Annotated in this window: 17 protein-coding genes; 6 read left to right on the top strand and 11 right to left on the bottom strand. The window is 65.6% G+C overall.

Annotation, left to right across the window (positions count from 1 at the left end; translation table 11 throughout):
- Positions 1-69: 69 nt before the first annotated feature.
- On the top strand, positions 70-960 hold the full coding sequence (locus E5675_RS14490) for a haloalkane dehalogenase (RefSeq protein WP_348769802.1): 891 nt from the start codon (positions 70-72) through the stop codon (positions 958-960).
- A gap of 117 nt (positions 961-1,077) precedes the next feature.
- On the opposite strand, the gene E5675_RS14485 is transcribed toward E5675_RS14490, so the two are convergent.
- Positions 1,078-2,367 carry an adenylosuccinate synthase gene (locus tag E5675_RS14485; RefSeq protein ID WP_136175136.1) on the bottom strand — a complete coding sequence of 430 codons (1,290 nt, stop codon included), beginning with the start codon at positions 2,365-2,367 and terminating at the stop codon, positions 1,078-1,080.
- A gap of 136 nt (positions 2,368-2,503) precedes the next feature.
- Here E5675_RS14485 and E5675_RS14480 point away from each other — a divergent pair, with 136 nt between their 5' ends.
- Together E5675_RS14480 and E5675_RS14475 are read left to right on the top strand one after the other, a co-directional pair.
- Positions 2,504-3,448: an alpha/beta hydrolase gene (locus tag E5675_RS14480; RefSeq protein WP_136175135.1), complete on the top strand. Its 945-nt coding sequence runs from the start codon at positions 2,504-2,506 to the stop codon at positions 3,446-3,448.
- A 21-nt stretch (positions 3,449-3,469) separates the two neighbouring features.
- Entirely contained in the window at positions 3,470-3,847 is a 378-nt protein-coding gene (locus E5675_RS14475) for a DOPA 4,5-dioxygenase family protein (protein ID WP_136175134.1), read from the top strand.
- On the opposite strand, the gene E5675_RS14470 is transcribed toward E5675_RS14475, so the two are convergent.
- From E5675_RS14470 to E5675_RS14460, 3 genes are all read right to left on the bottom strand, one after another.
- Positions 3,844-4,956 (bottom strand): ATP phosphoribosyltransferase regulatory subunit, encoded by a 1,113-nt coding sequence (locus E5675_RS14470; protein ID WP_136175133.1) that lies wholly within the window; start codon positions 4,954-4,956, stop codon positions 3,844-3,846. The genes E5675_RS14475 and E5675_RS14470 overlap by 4 nt on opposite strands.
- Before the next feature lie 173 nt (positions 4,957-5,129).
- Positions 5,130-6,716 (bottom strand): phosphoglycerate dehydrogenase, encoded by a 1,587-nt coding sequence (gene serA / locus E5675_RS14465; protein WP_136175132.1) that lies wholly within the window; start codon positions 6,714-6,716, stop codon positions 5,130-5,132.
- 120 nt (positions 6,717-6,836) lie between these two features.
- Positions 6,837-7,964, bottom strand: coding sequence for a phosphoserine transaminase (locus E5675_RS14460; RefSeq protein ID WP_136176502.1), 1,128 nt, complete (start codon positions 7,962-7,964; stop codon positions 6,837-6,839).
- A gap of 172 nt (positions 7,965-8,136) precedes the next feature.
- Between E5675_RS14460 and E5675_RS14455 the strand changes: the two genes are divergently transcribed.
- Together E5675_RS14455 and E5675_RS14450 are read left to right on the top strand one after the other, a co-directional pair.
- Positions 8,137-8,838: an extensin family protein gene (locus E5675_RS14455; protein WP_136175131.1), complete on the top strand. Its 702-nt coding sequence runs from the start codon at positions 8,137-8,139 to the stop codon at positions 8,836-8,838.
- Between the two features lie 49 nt (positions 8,839-8,887).
- Positions 8,888-9,763 (top strand): LOG family protein, encoded by an 876-nt coding sequence (locus tag E5675_RS14450; protein WP_136175130.1) that lies wholly within the window; start codon positions 8,888-8,890, stop codon positions 9,761-9,763.
- A gap of 98 nt (positions 9,764-9,861) precedes the next feature.
- Here the strand turns inward: E5675_RS14450 and E5675_RS14445 are convergent, their stop codons facing one another.
- Both E5675_RS14445 and E5675_RS14440 read right to left on the bottom strand, forming a co-directional pair.
- The gene (locus E5675_RS14445) at positions 9,862-10,290 is read right to left on the bottom strand and encodes a cytochrome c family protein (protein WP_136175129.1); all 429 of its coding nucleotides are present in this window, start codon (positions 10,288-10,290) and stop codon (positions 9,862-9,864) included.
- Positions 10,290-10,946 carry a cytochrome c family protein gene (locus tag E5675_RS14440; protein WP_136175128.1) on the bottom strand — a complete coding sequence of 219 codons (657 nt, stop codon included), beginning with the start codon at positions 10,944-10,946 and terminating at the stop codon, positions 10,290-10,292. The genes E5675_RS14445 and E5675_RS14440 overlap by 1 nt, the downstream gene beginning before the upstream one ends.
- A gap of 186 nt (positions 10,947-11,132) precedes the next feature.
- Between E5675_RS14440 and E5675_RS14435 the strand changes: the two genes are divergently transcribed.
- Positions 11,133-12,026 (top strand): prephenate dehydratase, encoded by an 894-nt coding sequence (locus E5675_RS14435; protein ID WP_136175127.1) that lies wholly within the window; start codon positions 11,133-11,135, stop codon positions 12,024-12,026.
- Positions 12,027-12,056: 30 nt separating this feature from the next.
- On the opposite strand, the gene E5675_RS14430 is transcribed toward E5675_RS14435, so the two are convergent.
- From E5675_RS14430 to E5675_RS14410, 5 genes are all read right to left on the bottom strand, one after another.
- The gene (locus tag E5675_RS14430) at positions 12,057-12,731 is read right to left on the bottom strand and encodes a CDP-alcohol phosphatidyltransferase family protein (protein WP_136175126.1); all 675 of its coding nucleotides are present in this window, start codon (positions 12,729-12,731) and stop codon (positions 12,057-12,059) included.
- Between the two features lie 118 nt (positions 12,732-12,849).
- On the bottom strand, positions 12,850-13,359 hold the full coding sequence (locus E5675_RS14425; protein ID WP_136175125.1) for a hypothetical protein: 510 nt from the start codon (positions 13,357-13,359) through the stop codon (positions 12,850-12,852).
- Positions 13,356-16,166 (bottom strand): DNA polymerase I, encoded by a 2,811-nt coding sequence (polA, locus tag E5675_RS14420; RefSeq protein WP_136175124.1) that lies wholly within the window; start codon positions 16,164-16,166, stop codon positions 13,356-13,358. Before polA ends, E5675_RS14425 begins: the two co-directional genes overlap by 4 nt.
- Positions 16,167-16,227: 61 nt before the next feature.
- The gene (locus E5675_RS14415) at positions 16,228-16,683 is read right to left on the bottom strand and encodes an AAC(3)-I family aminoglycoside N-acetyltransferase (RefSeq protein ID WP_136175123.1); all 456 of its coding nucleotides are present in this window, start codon (positions 16,681-16,683) and stop codon (positions 16,228-16,230) included.
- Positions 16,680-17,024: a helix-turn-helix domain-containing protein gene (locus E5675_RS14410; protein WP_247594632.1), complete on the bottom strand. Its 345-nt coding sequence runs from the start codon at positions 17,022-17,024 to the stop codon at positions 16,680-16,682. The genes E5675_RS14415 and E5675_RS14410 overlap by 4 nt, the downstream gene beginning before the upstream one ends.
- Between the last annotated feature and the right edge of the window lie 20 nt (positions 17,025-17,044).

The following is a 17,044-nucleotide window of genomic DNA, read 5'->3' as shown; positions in this document are numbered from 1 at the left end:
GCAATCTGGCATGGCTTGTGCCCAAACGGAAGCCGCCTAAGCTGCAATCGACCATGGGTGGGGGAGAATATGATGCGTGTCTATCGTACGTCTGACGAGCGTTTTGCGGAGCTGGCCGACTGGCCCTATGCGCCCGAATATGTCGAGATCGCCGACGGGCTTCGCGTTCATTATGTCGATGAAGGGGCGAAGGATGCGCAGCCGGTGCTGATGCTGCACGGCGAGCCGACCTGGTCCTATCTGTATCGCCATATGATCGGCCCGGCGACCGCGGCGGGCTTTCGCGTCGTCGCGCCCGACCTGATCGGCTTCGGCCGGTCGGACAAGCCGCTCGACCGCGGCGCTTACAGCTATGCGGCGCAGGTCGCGTGGATGCGGCAATGGGTCGAGGCGCTCGACCTCAAAAACATGATCCTCGCTTGTCAGGACTGGGGTTCGCTGATCGGGTTGCGGCTCGTTGCCGAAATGCCCGAACGGTTCGCCGGGGTCGCGCTGTCCAACGGCGGCCTGCCCGAAGGCCAGCCCGCCCCGCGCGCGTTTGCGATCTGGCGCGCCTTTTCGCGCTACAGCCCGGTCTTCCCGATCGGGAGGATCGTTGGGGCCGGCGCAAAGCGTGAACTGAGCGCTGCCGAGATCGCGGCTTATGACGCGCCGTTCCCGACGCGCGGATCGAAGGTCGCGGCGCGCATCTATCCGTCCTTCGTGCCGCTTGGCAACAATGTCGCGGTTCCGGACCAGAAGCGCGCATGGGCGGCGCTCGAGGCGTTCGACAAGCCCTTCCTCTGCTGCTTTTCCGACGGCGATCCGATCACGCGCGGCGGCGATGCGCTGTTCACGGCGCGGGTGCCGGGCGCGCAGGGCATGGCGCACCGCACGCTGAGGGGCGGACATTTCATCCAGGAAGACGACCCGGCGGGCTTCGTCGCGGCAATTCGCGATGTGGCAGCGGCTGGCAAATAATCCTCCCTGCGCCGTGGGCGTGGGGAGTAGTGGAGGGCCGCGACGTCGGCGCCAAAGCCCCTCGGTCAGCGCTTCGCGCTGCCACCTCCCCATGGCTTGGCCACAGGGAGGATCGTTCTAGTCGCTGAACGGATCGCGGATCAGGATCGTGTCCTCGCGTTCGGGGCTCGTCGAGACGAGCGCGATCGGCGTTTCGATCAGCTCCTGCACGCGCTGGATATATTTGATCGCCTGCGCGGGCAGGTCGGCATAGCTGCGCGCGCCCGCGGTCGATTCGTGCCAGCCGTCCATTTCTTCGTAGATCGGTTCGACCTCGGCCTGATCGGCGGCGTGCGCCGGAAAATAGTCGAGAATCTTGCCGCGAAGGCGATATCCCGTGCAGATGCGGATCGTATCAAACCCGTCGAGCACGTCGAGCTTGGTCAGCGCGATGCCGGTGACGCCCGACACGGCGCAGCTTTGCCGCACGAGCACGGCATCGAACCAGCCGCAGCGGCGCTTGCGGCCGGTGACGGTGCCGAATTCATGTCCGCGCTCGCCAAGACGCTGGCCGGTCTCGTCCTCAAGCTCGGTCGGGAAGGGGCCGCTGCCGACGCGCGTCGTATAGGCCTTGGCAATCCCGAGCACGAAGCCGACCGCCGAGGGGCCGAGGCCTGAGCCCGACGCCGCGGTGCCGCTGACCGTGTTCGAGCTGGTGACGAACGGATAGGTGCCATGATCGATATCGAGCAGCACGCCCTGCGCGCCTTCGAACAGGATGCGTGCGCCAGCCTTGCGGACCTTTTTCAGACGCTTCCAGACGGGCTGGGCATATTCGAGCACATAGTCGGCGATCTCGCGGAGGTCGGCGACCAGGCGCTCGCGGTCGATCGGCGGTTCGCCGAAGCCGGCGCGCAGCGCGTCGTGATGCGCGGTCAGGCGGTCGAGCTGCGGTTCGAGCTTGTCGAGATGCGCAAGGTCGCAGACGCGGATCGCGCGGCGACCGACCTTGTCCTCATAAGCGGGGCCGATGCCGCGCCCGGTGGTGCCGATCTTGCCCGCGCCTGCGGCGGTTTCGCGCAGCGCGTCGAGGTCGCGGTGAAAGGGAAGGATCAGCGCGCAATTGTCGGCGATCGCGAAATTGTCTGCATTGATCTCGACGCCTTGACCGCGCAGCTTGGCGATCTCGTCGCGCAGTGCCCATGGATCGAGCACCACCCCGTTGCCGATGATCGACAGCGTCCCCGTGACGATGCCCGAGGGAAGCAGCGAGAGCTTGTAGACCTGCTCGCCGACGACCAGCGTATGGCCGGCATTGTGACCGCCCTGGAACCGGACGACGGCGTCGGCGCGGCTGGCGAGCCAGTCGACGATCTTGCCCTTGCCCTCGTCGCCCCATTGCGACCCGATGACGGTAACATTTGCCATGATGCTGTCCTGCTGATTGGCGCCTTTCGGCCCGGCGCGGCCTTAGCGGATTTGGCCGTAGAGGCAAGGGATGGTGGCAAGTTTTTGCGACAAATCCGGGCGAGAAGCGCATGTGCAGGGATAGCGGAGAGCGCCGATGAACAAGCGAAAATGGATTAAGTATGCGGGCGTCGCCGTCTTTGCAGTGGCGAGTCTCGCCGTGCCCAGCCCCTTTGCCGATGCGCGCGAGACGGTGCGCGAGCGGATCCGCGAGCGGATGGCAGAGCGCATGGGCGCCGATACGGGATCGAAGGTGCCGGGGAGCGAGACGCTCGCCTATGGCGATGACGCGTTGCAGCGCTTCGATGTCTGGCGCGCGAAGGGTACGAAGTCGCCGGCGCCGCTGGTGATATTCGTTCATGGCGGTGGTTGGAAACGCGGCAGCAAGGACAATGCGACCGGACGCTTCAAGGCCGAACATTATCCGGCGGCGGGCTATGCCTTCGCGTCGATCGATTACCGGCTGGTTCCGGCGGCGACCGTCGAACAACAGGCGGCGGACGTTGCGTCGGCGGTCAGGGCGCTCATCGATCGTGCCGGCACGCTCGGTATCGATAGGCGGCGCATCGCGTTGATGGGGCATAGCGCGGGCGCACATCTCGTCGCGCTGGTCGGGACCGACGAGCGCTACCTGCGCGGCGCGGGACTGTCGTTCTCCGATATCGCCGGAGTGCTCCCGATCGACGGCGCGGCCTATGACGTGCCTGCGCAGATGAAGGACGGACCGCCGATCATGCAGGCGACATACAAGCAGGCGTTCGGGACCGATCCCGCGCGGCAAAAAACATTGTCGCCGGCAATGCACGCTGGGGCGCCCAACGCCCCGCAATTCCTGCTCCTCTACGTCCAGCGCCCCGATGGCGTGCGGCAGGCGAAGGCGCTGGGCTCGGCGTTGGAAGCGGGTGGGAGCCGGGTCGAGCATGGCAGCTTTCCGGGCGAGGGGTTGCAGGGGCATGCCGAAATCAACCGGCGGCTGGGCGACCCATCCTATGCGCCCACGACAGCGGTCGACGCCTGGCTGAAACGGCTGTTCGCTCGCTGATCGTTGCGATAGGGAGGGGGGATGACGAACCTCGACGCCCGCTATCACGCCCATATCTATTATGACCTCGCCGAGCGCCCCGCTGCGGCGGCGCTGCGCGACGATTTTACCCGCGATCCCGCGATCCTGTTCGTCGGGGCGATGACCGACCGCGCGGTCGGTCCACACCCGATCGCGCAATATGAGGTGCATTTTCTGGCCCGGTCGCAGGATGCCGTTATCGCGGCGATCGAGCCGACAGGGCTGCGCGCGCTGGTTCACCCGCTGACCGACGACGACCTTGCAGACCATACCAGCCTTGCGCGCTGGATCGGCGAACCGATCGATCTCGACGTCACCGTGCTCGACCCTCCGGGAGCGAATCAGGGCATGGCCCGCTTCGGCGGCGCGGACTTCTAAACTTCCACGGGCCCTTCGGGGCCGAGAATGAAACCACAGCCGAGCGCGCGGGCGTCGTCGCTGTCGGAGAGCGCCGCCACTGTCTGCCAGTCGTCCGCGCGCAAACTTGCAGCGAGCGCCGCGTCGTGGCCGAGCGGCAGGAAGATGCGGCGTTCGCGATCATTCTCGGCGCCAAGTCCGGCGTCGATCAGCGGATCGGGGTAGAGCGAAAAGCCGACCGCCGATTCCTCCTGTTCGCCGACGGGAATCGAATAGCCGCCACCGCGGCCGACCGCATCGCCCTGTCCCGGCACGAAGACCTGAAAGCCGAACCAGCTTTGATAGGCGAAGCCGTGGCGCTCGGTCGGATCGAGCGTCAGCGTCACACGATCGCGGATCGGCGCGGCAATCGCTTCGAGCGCGTCGATGCGGGCGGTGAGAACTCCGCCGGTATCGAAAGAGCGAAGATCGGCGATCGCCTGATCGAACGGGCCGGTCGCGCGGAGCAGCGGCAGATAGGCGGTTGCGCCGATCCGCGTCAGCGCGCCGGCATCCTTGGCATCGAGTTCGTCGCGTAATTGCTGGATGTCGGCTTCGACAGGCAGCGGTCCGCTTGCGAGCAGGTCGACGACGTCGGGCAGGGTGAAATCGATCGTGACCGGGCCGATACCAGCGGCTTCGAGCGCGTCGATAGCGACCGTCACGATCTCGCGCGCCGCGGCGACGCTGTCGCTGCCGATCAGTTCGGCGCCGACCTGCAGCATCTCGCGCGCGGGGCGGAGCTGGCTGGCGCGAAGCTTCACGACTTGCCCCGCATAACAGAGACGTAGCGGGCGGGGCGCACTGGCGAGCAGCGAGGTGGCGATGCGGCCAACCTGCCGCGTAATGTCGGGGCGTAGCGCCAGCGTGCGCTGCGACACCGGGTCGGTGAAACGCAGCAGGTCGCGCGTCGAGCGTTCGTCGTCGCCGCCGAGCGTTTCGCGGAACTCGGCGAGCGGCGGCGATACGCGACCATAGCCGTGCGCGCACATCGCATCGACGAGCGCGCGAGTGACGCGCGAGGCGGCCTCCGCTTGGCGGGGGAGGCGGTCGCGGAGGCCTTCGGGCAGCAGGGCGGGGGCCTTGGTCATGGGTGGCTCTCCTACGCGGTGAATGCCGCAAACGAAAGCCCCTCCCCTTCAGGGGAGGGGTTGGGGTAGGGGCTCGCGGCGTTTTGCAGGGCCGATGTCCCCCGCCTGCTGCGACTAAGCCAGCAAGCTGGCAAGTCTCGCTGCCCTTCCCTGAAGGGGAGGGCAGAACAGGCTCAGAATTTCAAACCCTTCACCGTCTTCACGCCCGGAAGCTGGCAGAGCTGCCACAGGAGCGGTTCGGGCATCGGCGAGTCGAGGCTGAGCAGCAGCACCGCTTCGCCGCCCGCGGCCCGGCGTCCGAGGTGGAAGGTGCCGATGTTGAGGCCTGCATCGCCCAGCGCGCCGCCGATGCGGCCGATGAAGCCCGGGGCGTCCTCGTTGACGATATAAAGCATATCGCCGTCGAGATCGGCCTCGACCTTGATCCCAAACATTTCGACGAGGCGCGGTTCGTTGTTACCGAACAAGGTGCCCGCGACCGAACGGTCGCCCGCTTCGGTCGCGACGGTGACGCGTACGAGCGTGTGATAGTCGCCTTCGCGATCATGGCGGACTTCGCGTACATCGAGGCCGCGCTCGCGCGCGAGATGGGGGGCGTTGACCATGTTCACGCTGTCCGAATAGCGGCGCATCAGGCCCGTCAGCACCGCGGCGGTGATCGGCTTGAGATTGAGCTCGGCGGCGGCCCCTTCTACCTCGATCGAGATGGTGGTTAGATTGTCGTGCGCGAGCTGCCCGACGAGGCTGCCCAATTTTTCGGCGAGGCTCATATAGGGGCGCAGCTTCGGCGCTTCCTCGGCCGACAGGCTGGGGACGTTGAGCGCGTTGGTGATGCCGCCGGTGAGCAGATAGTCGCTGATCTGCTCGGCCACCTGGATGGCGACATTGACCTGCGCCTCGTCGGTCGATGCACCGAGGTGCGGCGTGCAGATGAAGTTCGGGGTGCCGAACAGCGGGTGGTCGGCGGCCGGGGGCTCGGCCTGGAAAACATCGAGCGCCGCGCCCGCGACATGGCCGCTGTCGAGCGCCTCCTTCAGCGCGGCTTCGTCGATCAGCCCGCCGCGCGCGCAGTTGATGATCCGCACGCCCTTCTTGGTTTTGGCGAGATTCTCCTTCGACAGGATATTGCGCGTCTGGTCGGTCAGCGGTGTGTGCAGCGTGATGAAATCGGCCTTGGCGAGCAAGGTGTCGAGGTCGGCCTTTTCGACGCCCAGCTCGATCGCGCGTTCGGGGGTCAGGAAGGGGTCGAAGGCGACGACTTTCATGCGGAGGCCCAGCGCGCGTTCGGCGACGATGCTGCCGATGTTGCCGCAGCCGATCAGGCCGAGCGTCTTCGAGGTGAGTTCGACCCCCATGAAGTCGTTCTTCGGCCATTTGCCCGCCTGCGTTCCGGCATTGGCTTCGGGGATCTGGCGCGCCAGCGCGAACATCATCGCGATCGCATGTTCGGCGGTGGTGATGCTGTTGCCGAAAGGCGTGTTCATCACGATGACGCCCTTTTTCGACGCCTCGGGAATGTCGACATTGTCGACGCCGATGCCGGCGCGGCCGACGACCTTGAGATTCGTCGCCGCGGCGAGGACGTCGGCGGTGACCTTGGTGGCCGAGCGGATCGCGAGGCCGTCATAGGCGCCGATCATCGCGATCAGCTCGTCCTTGGTCTTGCCGGTGATGACGTCGACGTCGATGCCGCGTTCCTTGAAGATCGCTTCGGCTTTGGGGTCCATTTTGTCGGAAATGAGAACTTTGGGAGCGGTCATTGGAATTGCTTTCAAAAACTCCGTTCGCCCTGAGCTTGTCGAAGGACAGTTCTTCTTTTGGACGTCGGAAGAAAAGAGCCGCCCTTCGACAAGCTCAGGGCGAACGGAAGAGGGGAGGCGTCAGGCCGAAAGGCTTGCGTAAGCCCAGTCGAGCCACGGGCCGAGTGCCTCGATATCGGCGGTGTCGACGGTCGCGCCGCACCAGATGCGCAGGCCCGGAGGTGCATCGCGATAACCCGCGATGTCATAGGCCGCGCCTTCCTTTTCGAGCAGCCCAGCGAATTTCTTGATGAAATCCGCATCGGCGCCCGCGACCGACAGGCAGACCGAGGTCTTCGAGCGGCTGGCGGGATCGGCGGCGAGGTGGCTGAGCCAGTCGCGGTCGGCGACGATCTTGTCGAGCGCCGCGGCGTTCGCGTCGCTGCGCGCTTTCAGGCCGTCGAGACCGCCCAAGGACTTCGCCCATTCGAGCGCGAAGATCGCGTCCTCGACCGCAAGCATCGACGGGGTATTGATCGTCTCGCCCTTGAACACGCCTTCGGCCAGCGCGCCCTTGCTGACGAGGCGGAAGACCTTCGGCAGCGGCCAGGCGGGGGTGTAATTCTCAAGCCGTTCGACCGCGCGGGGGCCGAGGATCAGCACGCCGTGGCCGCCTTCGCCACCGAGCACTTTCTGCCAGCTGAAGGTCGCGACGTCGATCTTGTCCCACGGCAGGTCGTAGGCGAACACCGCGCTGGTCGCGTCGGCGAAGCTCAGGCCCTCGCGATCGTCGGCGATCCAGTCGCCGTTCGGGACGCGGACGCCACTGGTGGTGCCATTCCAGGTGAAGAGCACGTCGTTCGACCAGTCGACCTTGGAGAGGTCGGGAAGCTGGCCGTAATCGGCGCGAATGACGGTCGGGTCGAGCTTGAGCTGCTTGGCGGCGTCGGTAACCCAGCCCTCGCCAAAGCTCTCCCATGCAAGCGTCGTGACGGGACGGCCGCCGAGCATCGTCCACATCGCCATTTCAAAGGCGCCGGTGTCGGAGCCCGGAACGATGCCGATGCGGTGCGTGTCGGGAAGCTGCAGCATCTCGCGCATCAGGTCGATGCAATATTGGAGGCGCGTCTTGCCGATCTTGGCGCGATGCGAGCGGCCCAGCGATTCGGTGTTCAGTTTTTCGGGGGACCAGACCGGCGGCTTGGCGCAGGGTCCGGAAGAAAAATAGGGGCGCGTCGGGCGCACCTGTGGCGTCGTCACTTCACTCATCATAGTCTCTCCTTGCAGAGAGCTCGCGCGGCGTTGGGACCGCGTGGCCCGACGCCGCGTTTAGGGCGGACGCGCTGGCTGTCAAACAAATTGCACGGACCGCGCGAAATTTTCGACGAGTGGAGAAAATAGTATACAGCTTGTTAACCATTTCGTCGGTATTTTGACGGCCATGCCGATCCCGACGTTCCTGAAGCCCCGGATCCTGATCGCCGCTACCGCGGCGCTCGCACTTTCCGCATGTTTCGGAACGCCCGAGGCGATGAAGAACAGCGGCGGGAAACGGACGTCGGCGAGCAAGCCTGGCCGCCCGCAGGCTGTCGGCACACCCTCCTTCACCAGCGCCGAAGCGCAGCAATGCGCCTTCGACCTCAAGCAGGCCGGCGTGCGATTCACACCGCTCCCCAATCAGGATCATGGCGGGGGATGCACCTCGATCGATTCGGTGAAACTGCTCGACGTCGGTGTTCCGGTGTCGGGGCTGGGCGCGATGACCTGTCCGCTCGCAAAGAATTTCGCCGCCTGGGCGCAATATGCGGTGAAGCCCGCGGCGCGGAAATATTTCGGCACCGAGGTCGTGAAGATCGAGACCTTCGGCACCTATAGCTGCCGCAACATCTATGGCGGGCGTTCGGGCCGACTGTCTCAGCACGCCTATTCGAACGCGATCGACGTGTCGGGCTTCATCCTCGCCGACGGGCGCCGCGTCATGCTCGACGGCGGCTGGGACGGCGATAAGCCGTCGCAGGACTTCCTCCGCGCGCTCCATAAATCGGGCTGCCGCCGTTTCGGCACCGTGCTCGGCCCCGATTACAACGCGGCGCACTATAATCATTTTCACTTCGACATGAGCGGCAACGGCTACTGTCGCTAGAGGGCGGCGCGTCTTGGCAAAGCCATATGAAACGGGTAGCCGCTCGTTAATGGCAGAAGATAAACAACCCCATCGTTCGCGTTTCCATAAAGCCAAGGACGACGCGCAGTTCGCCGAACAGGCGACCACCACCCCGCAGACGGCTCACCCCGCCTATAAGCTGGCATTTCAGGACAATGATTTCCTGCTGCGCGAAGATTTGCGCCCCGTCCGTTTCCAACTCGAACTGCTCAAGCCCGAATTGCTGCTCGACGAGGCCGGGATCGAATCGACGCTGGTCGTCTATGGTTCGGCGCGCATTCCCGAACCGTCGCAGGCCGACGGGCTCGAAGCCGCGGCGACCGACGACGCGCAGCGCAACATCGCGCGCCGGCTGAAAGCGAAAGCCAAATATTATGACGAGGCGCGCGCGCTCGCGCGTCTCGCGAGCCAATATCCGTGCGACGACAAGGGTTGTCGTCATTTCGTCGTTTGCTCGGGCGGCGGGCCATCGATCATGGAGGCTGCGAACCGCGGCGCCGACGACGAGGGCCGCGAGTCCATCGGGCTCAATATCGTGCTGCCGCACGAACAGGCGCCGAACCGCTTCGTGACGCCGTCGCTGAGCTTTCAGTTCCACTATTTCGCGCTAAGGAAGATGCACTTCCTGCTTCGCGCGCGCGCGGTCTGCGTCTTCCCTGGCGGCTTCGGCACCTTCGACGAGATGTTCGAACTGTTGACGTTGATCCAGACGGGCAAGATCAAGCCGATCCCGATCGTGCTGTTCGGCAAGGAATTCTGGCAACGCGTGGTCAATTTCGAGGCGCTGGTCGAAGAGGGCGTGGTGAGCGCGCGCGATCTCGAACTCTTCCGGTTCGTCGAGACCGCCGACGAGGCGTGGAAGATCATCACCGATTTCTACGCGAGCATCGACGAGCATCATTGAGAGACGTCGCCGCCCCTGCGCAGGCGGGGGCCGCGATCGGTCTTAAACCGCAATGCCGTTAAACCTCCGTCGGACCCTGTCTTTGCGGGGACGACGATTTATTTCTGTTCTTCCAGAAACAGGATCAGCGCCTTGCGATCCGAGGGGTCGATCACCCCGGCAAAGGCCATTCGCGTGCCGGGGACATTCTTCATCGGCGCCGTCAGATAGGCGTCGAGCGCGGCTTCGTCCCAGACGCCGCCTTTCGCTCTCATCGCGCCCGAATAGGAGAAATCGGGCTTCGCTGCTACGGTCGCGCCGACGATGCCGTGCAGATTGGGGCCGATGCCGTTGGACCCGCCCTTTTCGACGGTGTGGCATGCGACGCAGCGCCGGAAGACCTGTTCGCCCATCGCCGCTGTCGGCGCGACGGTAGGGGTTTCGACCGCGGCTTCGCCGCTCGCGGCCGCGTCGTCGGCGGGGGTTTCGCCCTTGCCGCAGCTGGCGAGCGCCAGTGCGCTCGCCAGCAGCAAGGGCGCGATCCGCATTATTTCTTGGCTTCGGCCGGGGCGGGGGCTGCTGCGTCCGCAGCCGGAGCGGGGGCGCCTTCCTCGGCCGGCGCGGCGGCGACCGCTTCGCCTTCGGCCGGCGCGGCGCCCGCTTCTTCGGTCGCGGGTGCGGCTTCGGCGGCGGGCAGCGGCAGGTTCGAACCCTGGCTGTTCAGATAGACGATCAGATTGGCGCGATCTTCGGGGCTGCTGAGGCCCGCGAACGACATCTTGGTGCCCGGCGCATATTTGCGCGGGCTCTTCAGCCATTCGTTCATGCCGGCGAAGTCCCAATTGCCCGGCACGCCCTTTAGCGCTGCCGAATAGTCGAAGCCCGGAACATGGCCGTGCGGCTTGCCGAGCGCGCCCCACAGATTCGGGCCGATACCGTTGGCGCCGCCCGAATTGACAGTGTGGCACGCGGCGCATTTCGCGAACACCGCTTCGCCCTTGGCCGGGTCGGCGGCGGCGAGCAGGTTGGGGAGCGGAACGGCCGAATCGCCGCCACCGGCGCCGGCTTCTGCGTCTTCGATCGGATAACCGGGCTTTTCGGGGGCGTGGCTGGCGAACAACATCTGCGACCCGATCGTCAGGCCCAGTGCGCAAATGCCGGCGAACAGTACCCAGCCGGCAATAGTATTGTTGCGATCGTCCATGCTCTAGCAGCCCCGTTAGCTGGCGCCCGCTAGCCGGACGCATATTTGATTTGGAGGCTCCCTTAAAGGCGCGGCGACGGCGGCGCAAGGGGATGAAATCGCCCGACGAGCCGAATGCCGCAGGTCCGGTTGCGCGCGGCAGTCGGGACGGCTATGCGCCGCGGCTCCACCCTGGGAAGGCAATCGATGGGCAGCTATTCGGCTTCGGCGCAGCATCTGGTCGACGAAATGCGGGCAGTGGCGCTCGCCGAGCCCGGACGCGGACTGTCTTTCCAGGGCGCGCCTGGCGCGAACAGCGATCTCGCCGCGCGCGAATATGACCCGAATTCGCTGCCGATGCCCTGCTATGCGTTCGAGGACGCGATCGACGCCGTGCGCGAAGGCCGCGTCGATCGCGCGATCATTCCGATCGAGAACAGCCTGCACGGCCGCGTCGCCGACATCCATTTCCTGCTTCCCGAATCGGGCCTGTCGATCGTCGGCGAGCATTTCCTCCCGATCCGTTACGGCCTGATGAGCCGCGACCTTGGTCCGGTAACGCGCGCGATGAGCCACGAACAGGCGCTCGGGCAATGCCGCCACTGGCTGCGCGCGAACAATATCGCGCCCGTCGCGCACAGCGACACCGCGGGCGCGGCGGCATGGGTCGCCGACAGCGACGAAGTGGGGCTCGCTGCGCTGGCGCCGCCCCACGCGGCCGAACTCTATGGCCTGACGCTGCACGGCACGGGCATGGAGGATGCCGACCATAATACGACGCGCTTCGTCGTGCTCGCGCGCGAACCGCTCGCCGACTTCGCGGCGATTCCAGGGCCGCTGATGACGACCTTCATGTTTGAGGTGAAGAATATCCCCGCCGCGCTCTACAAGGCTCTCGGCGGCTTTGCGACCAACGGCGTCAACATGACCAAGCTCGAAAGCTATCAGACCGGCGACAGTTTTGCGGCGACGAAATTCTATGCCGACATCGTTGGCGCGCCGGGCGACGAGCGGATCGACCGCGCGCTTGAGGAGCTCGATTTCCAGACAAAGTCGCTGCGCCTGCTCGGCACCTATGCACAGGCGCGGACTCGTCCCTGAACGTCGGCGGTCGGCGCCGCTGTTTCGATCTCAGTTGCCCCGGCGGCGGAGCATCCGCGCGGTTGCCGAGGTCTGAACGATGAACAGCGTGACGAGGATGCTCGAGACGACGATCGCGAACAGGTCGAAGACGGAGAAATTGGTGCCTTTTATGTCGGCCCCGCCGATGATCGGCATCGCAATCGTCATCGCCATCAGCATCAGTCGCAGCTCGGTCGGGCCGCCCGCCATGTAGGACAGGCGGAATTCGCCGAGGATTTTGGCCGAAATGAAGGTGTGGATCGACAGCAGGAAATAGCCGATCACCCCCATCAGCGCGACGTCGAGCCGCATATAGGGGCTCATGCCGATCGCGCTGATCATCAGCAAGGTTGCGATCGCATCGACGCTGTGATCGAGGAAATAGCCGTAATTCGGGCGTTCGATGCCGCGCCAGCGCGCGAGGCTGCCGTCGAGCGAATCGCCGAACCAGTTTACGATATAGCCGGCGAGCGACAGGCCGAGCCATTCGCTGTCGAACCAGCTGAGCAGATAGCCCGCCGCGACGAGCACCGCGCCGGCGAACCCCAATGTGGTGAGCTGGTCGGGCGTGACCCAAGCGGGCAGGCGCGCGCACAGCCAGTTGAGAAGGCGGCGCTCGCTGCGCGCAAGGATATTCTGCTGAATGCGGACCGGCGCCTTGGCGACGGGTTCGAACTTGCTCATGGGGATCCTTTGTTCCGGCCGTCACAAAAATGCCGGTCGCATGTCATCGATCCGTCATAGAGGCAAAGTCGTGAGGGCGAAAGGGTGGCGCGGTCGGCGCGACGTGCCTTTGTGCCAGTCAATCGCGCCAGGGGCCGATTTCGCCGACCTCGCCGATCGTGCGGAAACGGACCGCGCCGTCGATCCAGGCAACCTCCCACATCGGGGCGGGGCGCGCCCATTCGCCGATCACGAACAGCGGCAGCCGGTTCGCCTTCACGAAGGCAAGGTCGTCGGTTGTCGGGCCGGGAACCACCGTTTCGGACCGCTGGTGCAGCCGGACGACGGCCAGCGTCCCGACGGGCGGCGCGGGAAGCGACTGGCGCACCGGGAAGCCCATGCTCGCAACTATGACCGGATAGCCCTTGTCGTCGCGGCGGATCAGCAGCACCTTGTCGGCGTTCGCATAAGGGCCCTCGACCGGCCGCCCGGCGACCTTGCGTCCCGCGATCGCGGCGAATTCGCGCAGGTCGGTGTCGGCGATTGGCGACGGGCGCGCGGGCGTAGAGGCGGGGGACGCCGCCGTCTCCTGCGGCACAGCCGCAGGCTCGGCGGCGAGCGCCGCGACGAACAGCAGGGCGCCGATCAATGCGCTTCGCCCCAGCTCTTCCCCGTGCCGACCTCGACCTCCAGCGGAACCGACAGCTCGAGCGCCGGTTCGGCGGCGCCCGACATCACCGCGCGGATGACGTCGCCCGCCGCCGCCGCCTTGTCCTCGGGTGCTTCGAACACCAGCTCGTCGTGAACCTGCAGCAGCATGCGGACGTCGGAAAGCCCCGCATCCGCTAACGCATTCGGCATCCGTGCCATCGCGCGTTTGATCAGGTCGGCGCTGGTACCCTGGATCGGCGCGTTGATCGCGGCGCGTTCGCTGCCTGCGCGTTCGTTCTGGTTCGCGGCCTTAATACGCGGGAACCAGGTTTTCCGCCCGAACAAAGTTTCGGTATAACCCTTGGCGCGCGCATTCTCGAGCGTGTCGGTGATATAGTCCGAAATGCCGGGGAAACGCTCGAAATAGCGCGCGATCAGCGCCTGCGCCTCGTCGGGCGTCACTTCGAGCCGGCCCGCGAGGCCCCAGCGCGAAATGCCGTAGAGGATCGAGAAATTGACCGTCTTTGCCTTGCCGCGCGTGTCACGGTTGACCTCGCCGAACAGCTCGATCGCGGTCGCGGCGTGGATGTCCTGCCCCTGCGCGAAGGCGGTCTTGAGTTCGGGGACGTCGGCCATATGCGCCGCTAGCCTCAGCTCGATCTGGCTATAATCGGCGGCGATCAGGACATGACCGGGCGCCGCGATGAAGGCGTCGCGGATCTGGCGGCCGGTCTCGGTGCGGATCGGGATGTTCTGGAGATTGGGGTCGGTCGACGACAGCCGCCCGGTCTGCGCGCCGACGAGGCTGTAGCTGGTGTGGACGCGGCCGGTCGTCGGATTGATCTGCTGCTGCAGCGCGTCGGTATAGGTCGACTTGAGCTTCGCGAGCTGGCGCCATTCGAGGATTTTGCGCGCGATCGGTACGCCGTCGCGTTCGAGCCGTTCGAGCTCGCTCTGGTCGGTCGACCAGTCGCCCGACTTTCCCTTGCGTCCGCCTTTCAGGCCCATCTTGTCGAACAATATTTCGCCGAGCTGCTTGGGGCTGCCAATCGCGAAGGGCTGTCCCGCGAGTCCGTGAATCTCGCCTTCCATGCGCAGCATGTCGTTCGCGAACTCGCCCGACAGGCGCGCGAGATAGTCGCGGTCGACCATGATGCCGGCACGCTCCATGCCCTCGACGACGGCGGCGAGCGGACGGTCGACCATTTCATAGACGCGCGTGCCGCCCTCGATCGGCAGGCGGAGCTTGAGCAGCTTCCACAACCGCCACGCGACCTCGGCATCCTCGGCCGCATATTGCGTCGCGCGGTCGAGCGGCACTTCGGCGAAGCTGATCTGCGACTTGCCCGTGCCGCACACGTCCTTGAACGAGATGCAGACATGGTCGAGGTGCAGCTTCGCCAGCTCGTCGAGCCCGTGCTGATGCTTGCCCGCGTCGAGCGCGAAGCTCATCACCAGCGTATCGTCATAAGGCGCGATGGTGATGCCGTGCTGCGCGAGCACGCCGATGTCATATTTGAGGTTGTGCCCGACCTTCAGCACCGCTTCATCCGAAAAAAGCGCATGCAGCCGGCCGATCGCGTCGGCGAGCGGTACCTGCTCGGGCTTTTCGGCGAACATGTCGGTTCCGCCATGGCCGAGCGGGATGTAGCAGGCGCGCCCCGGGCCGGTCGCCATACTGACGCCGACGAGCGTGCCGGTGACGCTGTCGAGGCTCGCCGTTTCGGTGTCGATCGCGACGACATGCGCGGCGCGCGCTTCCTCGATCCAGCGGTCGAGCGCCTCGATCGTCGTTACCGTTTCATAGAGGGCGCGGTCGATGGCGGGCATCGGGGGCAGGGTAGGGGTCGATGGGCCCGCTGCGGATGCCGCCGGCGCTGCGCTCGCGCGCGGCAGGGTCGGCGGTCCGCCCGGCGTGCCGCCGAGGTCGAGCTTGGCCGAAAGCGAACGGAAACCATGCTCGTCGAGGAAGCTTTTCAGCGGCAGCGGCGGGATCGCGCCGAGCTTCAATGCGTCGAGCGCGTCGGGCAGCGGGCAATCGCGCTTGAGGTCGACGAGGATACGCGACAATTCGGCCATTGCGCGATGCTCGATCAGATTGTCGCGCAGCTTCGACGCCTTCATCGTCGTCGCCCCGTCGAGCGCGGCGGTCAGATTGCCATATTCCTGGATCAGCTTGGTCGCGGTCTTCGGGCCGATGCCGCGTACGCCGGGAACATTGTCGACGCTGTCGCCCATCAGCGCAAGCACGTCGCCGACCAGATCGGGGGTGACGCCGAACTTCTCGTTCACCGCTTCCAAACCCATCCGGACATTCTTCATCGTGTCGAGCATGTCGACCTGCGGGCCTTCGGCGGGTTCGCGGATCAGCTGCATCAAATCCTTGTCCGACGACACGATCGTAACGTCCCAGCCCTCGCGCACCGCGGCTTCGGCATAAGAGGCGATGAGGTCGTCGGCCTCGAAACCCTCCATCTCAATGCACGGCAGCGAGAAGGCGCGCGTCGCGTCGCGGATCAGCGGGAATTGCGGGCGCAGATCCTCGGGCGGCTCGGGGCGGTTCGCCTTATATTGGTCGTAAATCTCGTTGCGGAACGACTGGCTCGAATGATCGAGGATGACGGCGAGGTGCGTCGGCCCGTCGGCGTCGTGCAGATCCTTCGCGAGCTTCCACAGCATCGTCGTATAGCCATAGACCGCGCCGACGGGCACGCCCTTGGGGTTCGTCAGCGGCGGCAGGCGGTGATAGGCGCGGAAGATGTAGCTGGAGCCATCGACCAGATAGAGATGATTCTTCTCGGACATGGCGCGGGGTGTAGCAGCGGCGGCGCGGACGGCCTAGCGCGATGTTCCCGCTTTCTTCTTCTCAGCCGCGCGGGCGTGGCGGCAGGTCGAAATGCAGGACCTCTTCGCGGGTGCCGAGTTTGGTGTATAGCGCGATCGCTGGCGGATCAACATAATCGGCCTGGACGAAGACCGCCCACGCGCCGGTCTCGGCGGCGATATGCTGGAGTTCGGCGATCAGCGCGGTGGCGATGCCGCGGCGGCGGTACGCTTCGTCGACCGCGAGATCGTAAAGATAGATTTCGCTGCGCGCCGCCTCGATCTTGGGAAGATCATAGGCGGTGAGGCCGCCGACGACGACACCGTCGCGCTCGGCGACGAGGATGATGACACCGTCGCGGCCGAGCTGGCGTGCGAGCCAGGCGTCGTCGGGCCGGTCGGCGCGGTAGGTGACGGGATCGTCGAAGGCGGCGGCGTAGACGGTGTTGAGCGCGCGCGCCGCCGCGACGTCGCCCGTTCCCAGCCGGCGGACGATCATTGGGCGATGGCCTCCGCGACGGCCGATGCAGGGGTGACCGTATCCCACCAGTCGCCGAGCGCGTCGATCAGCGGAACGAGCCGCTCGCCGTCCACCGTCAGATCATATTCGACACGCCGCGGATAGCCGTCGAACTCGGTGCGCCGGACGATCCCCGCATCCTCGAGCTTGCGCAGCTCGAGCGTCAGCATCTTGTGCGAGATCGTCGGATTGTCGCGGCGCAAGTCGCTGAACCGCTTCATCCCGTCGCTGAGATAATAGATCAGCAAGGTCGGCCAGCGGCCGCTCAATAGCTGCATCACTTCCTCGATCGGACAACGCGAAACCAGATCCTTCATCATCGTCCCCATGGTTACAAAAA

The organism is Sphingopyxis sp. PAMC25046, from assembly GCF_004795895.1.
Classification (GTDB): domain Bacteria; phylum Pseudomonadota; class Alphaproteobacteria; order Sphingomonadales; family Sphingomonadaceae; genus Sphingopyxis.
This window is presented reverse-complemented; position numbering and strand designations above follow the sequence as displayed.

Bases quoted from the DNA above. Each gene is read 5' to 3' on its own strand.
- polA (WP_136175124.1), bottom strand. From the start codon at position 16,166: ATGTCCGAGAAGAATCATCTCTATCTGGTCGATGGCTCCAGCTACATC.
- E5675_RS14440 (WP_136175128.1), bottom strand. From the start codon at position 10,946: ATGGACGATCGCAACAATACTATTGCCGGCTGGGTACTGTTCGCCGGC.
- E5675_RS14450 (WP_136175130.1), top strand. From the start codon at position 8,888: ATGGCAGAAGATAAACAACCCCATCGTTCGCGTTTCCATAAAGCCAAG.
- E5675_RS14415 (WP_136175123.1), bottom strand. From the start codon at position 16,683: ATGATCGTCCGCCGGCTGGGAACGGGCGACGTCGCGGCGGCGCGCGCG.
- serA (WP_136175132.1), bottom strand. From the start codon at position 6,716: ATGACCGCTCCCAAAGTTCTCATTTCCGACAAAATGGACCCCAAAGCC.
- E5675_RS14480 (WP_136175135.1), top strand. From the start codon at position 2,504: ATGAACAAGCGAAAATGGATTAAGTATGCGGGCGTCGCCGTCTTTGCA.
- E5675_RS14485 (WP_136175136.1), bottom strand. From the start codon at position 2,367: ATGGCAAATGTTACCGTCATCGGGTCGCAATGGGGCGACGAGGGCAAG.
- E5675_RS14475 (WP_136175134.1), top strand. From the start codon at position 3,470: ATGACGAACCTCGACGCCCGCTATCACGCCCATATCTATTATGACCTC.
- E5675_RS14470 (WP_136175133.1), bottom strand. From the start codon at position 4,956: ATGACCAAGGCCCCCGCCCTGCTGCCCGAAGGCCTCCGCGACCGCCTC.
- E5675_RS14410 (WP_247594632.1), bottom strand. From the start codon at position 17,024: ATGATGAAGGATCTGGTTTCGCGTTGTCCGATCGAGGAAGTGATGCAG.
- E5675_RS14455 (WP_136175131.1), top strand. From the start codon at position 8,137: ATGCCGATCCCGACGTTCCTGAAGCCCCGGATCCTGATCGCCGCTACC.
- E5675_RS14490 (WP_348769802.1), top strand. From the start codon at position 70: ATGATGCGTGTCTATCGTACGTCTGACGAGCGTTTTGCGGAGCTGGCC.
- E5675_RS14445 (WP_136175129.1), bottom strand. From the start codon at position 10,290: ATGCGGATCGCGCCCTTGCTGCTGGCGAGCGCACTGGCGCTCGCCAGC.
- E5675_RS14435 (WP_136175127.1), top strand. From the start codon at position 11,133: ATGGGCAGCTATTCGGCTTCGGCGCAGCATCTGGTCGACGAAATGCGG.
- E5675_RS14430 (WP_136175126.1), bottom strand. From the start codon at position 12,731: ATGAGCAAGTTCGAACCCGTCGCCAAGGCGCCGGTCCGCATTCAGCAG.
- E5675_RS14460 (WP_136176502.1), bottom strand. From the start codon at position 7,964: ATGAGTGAAGTGACGACGCCACAGGTGCGCCCGACGCGCCCCTATTTT.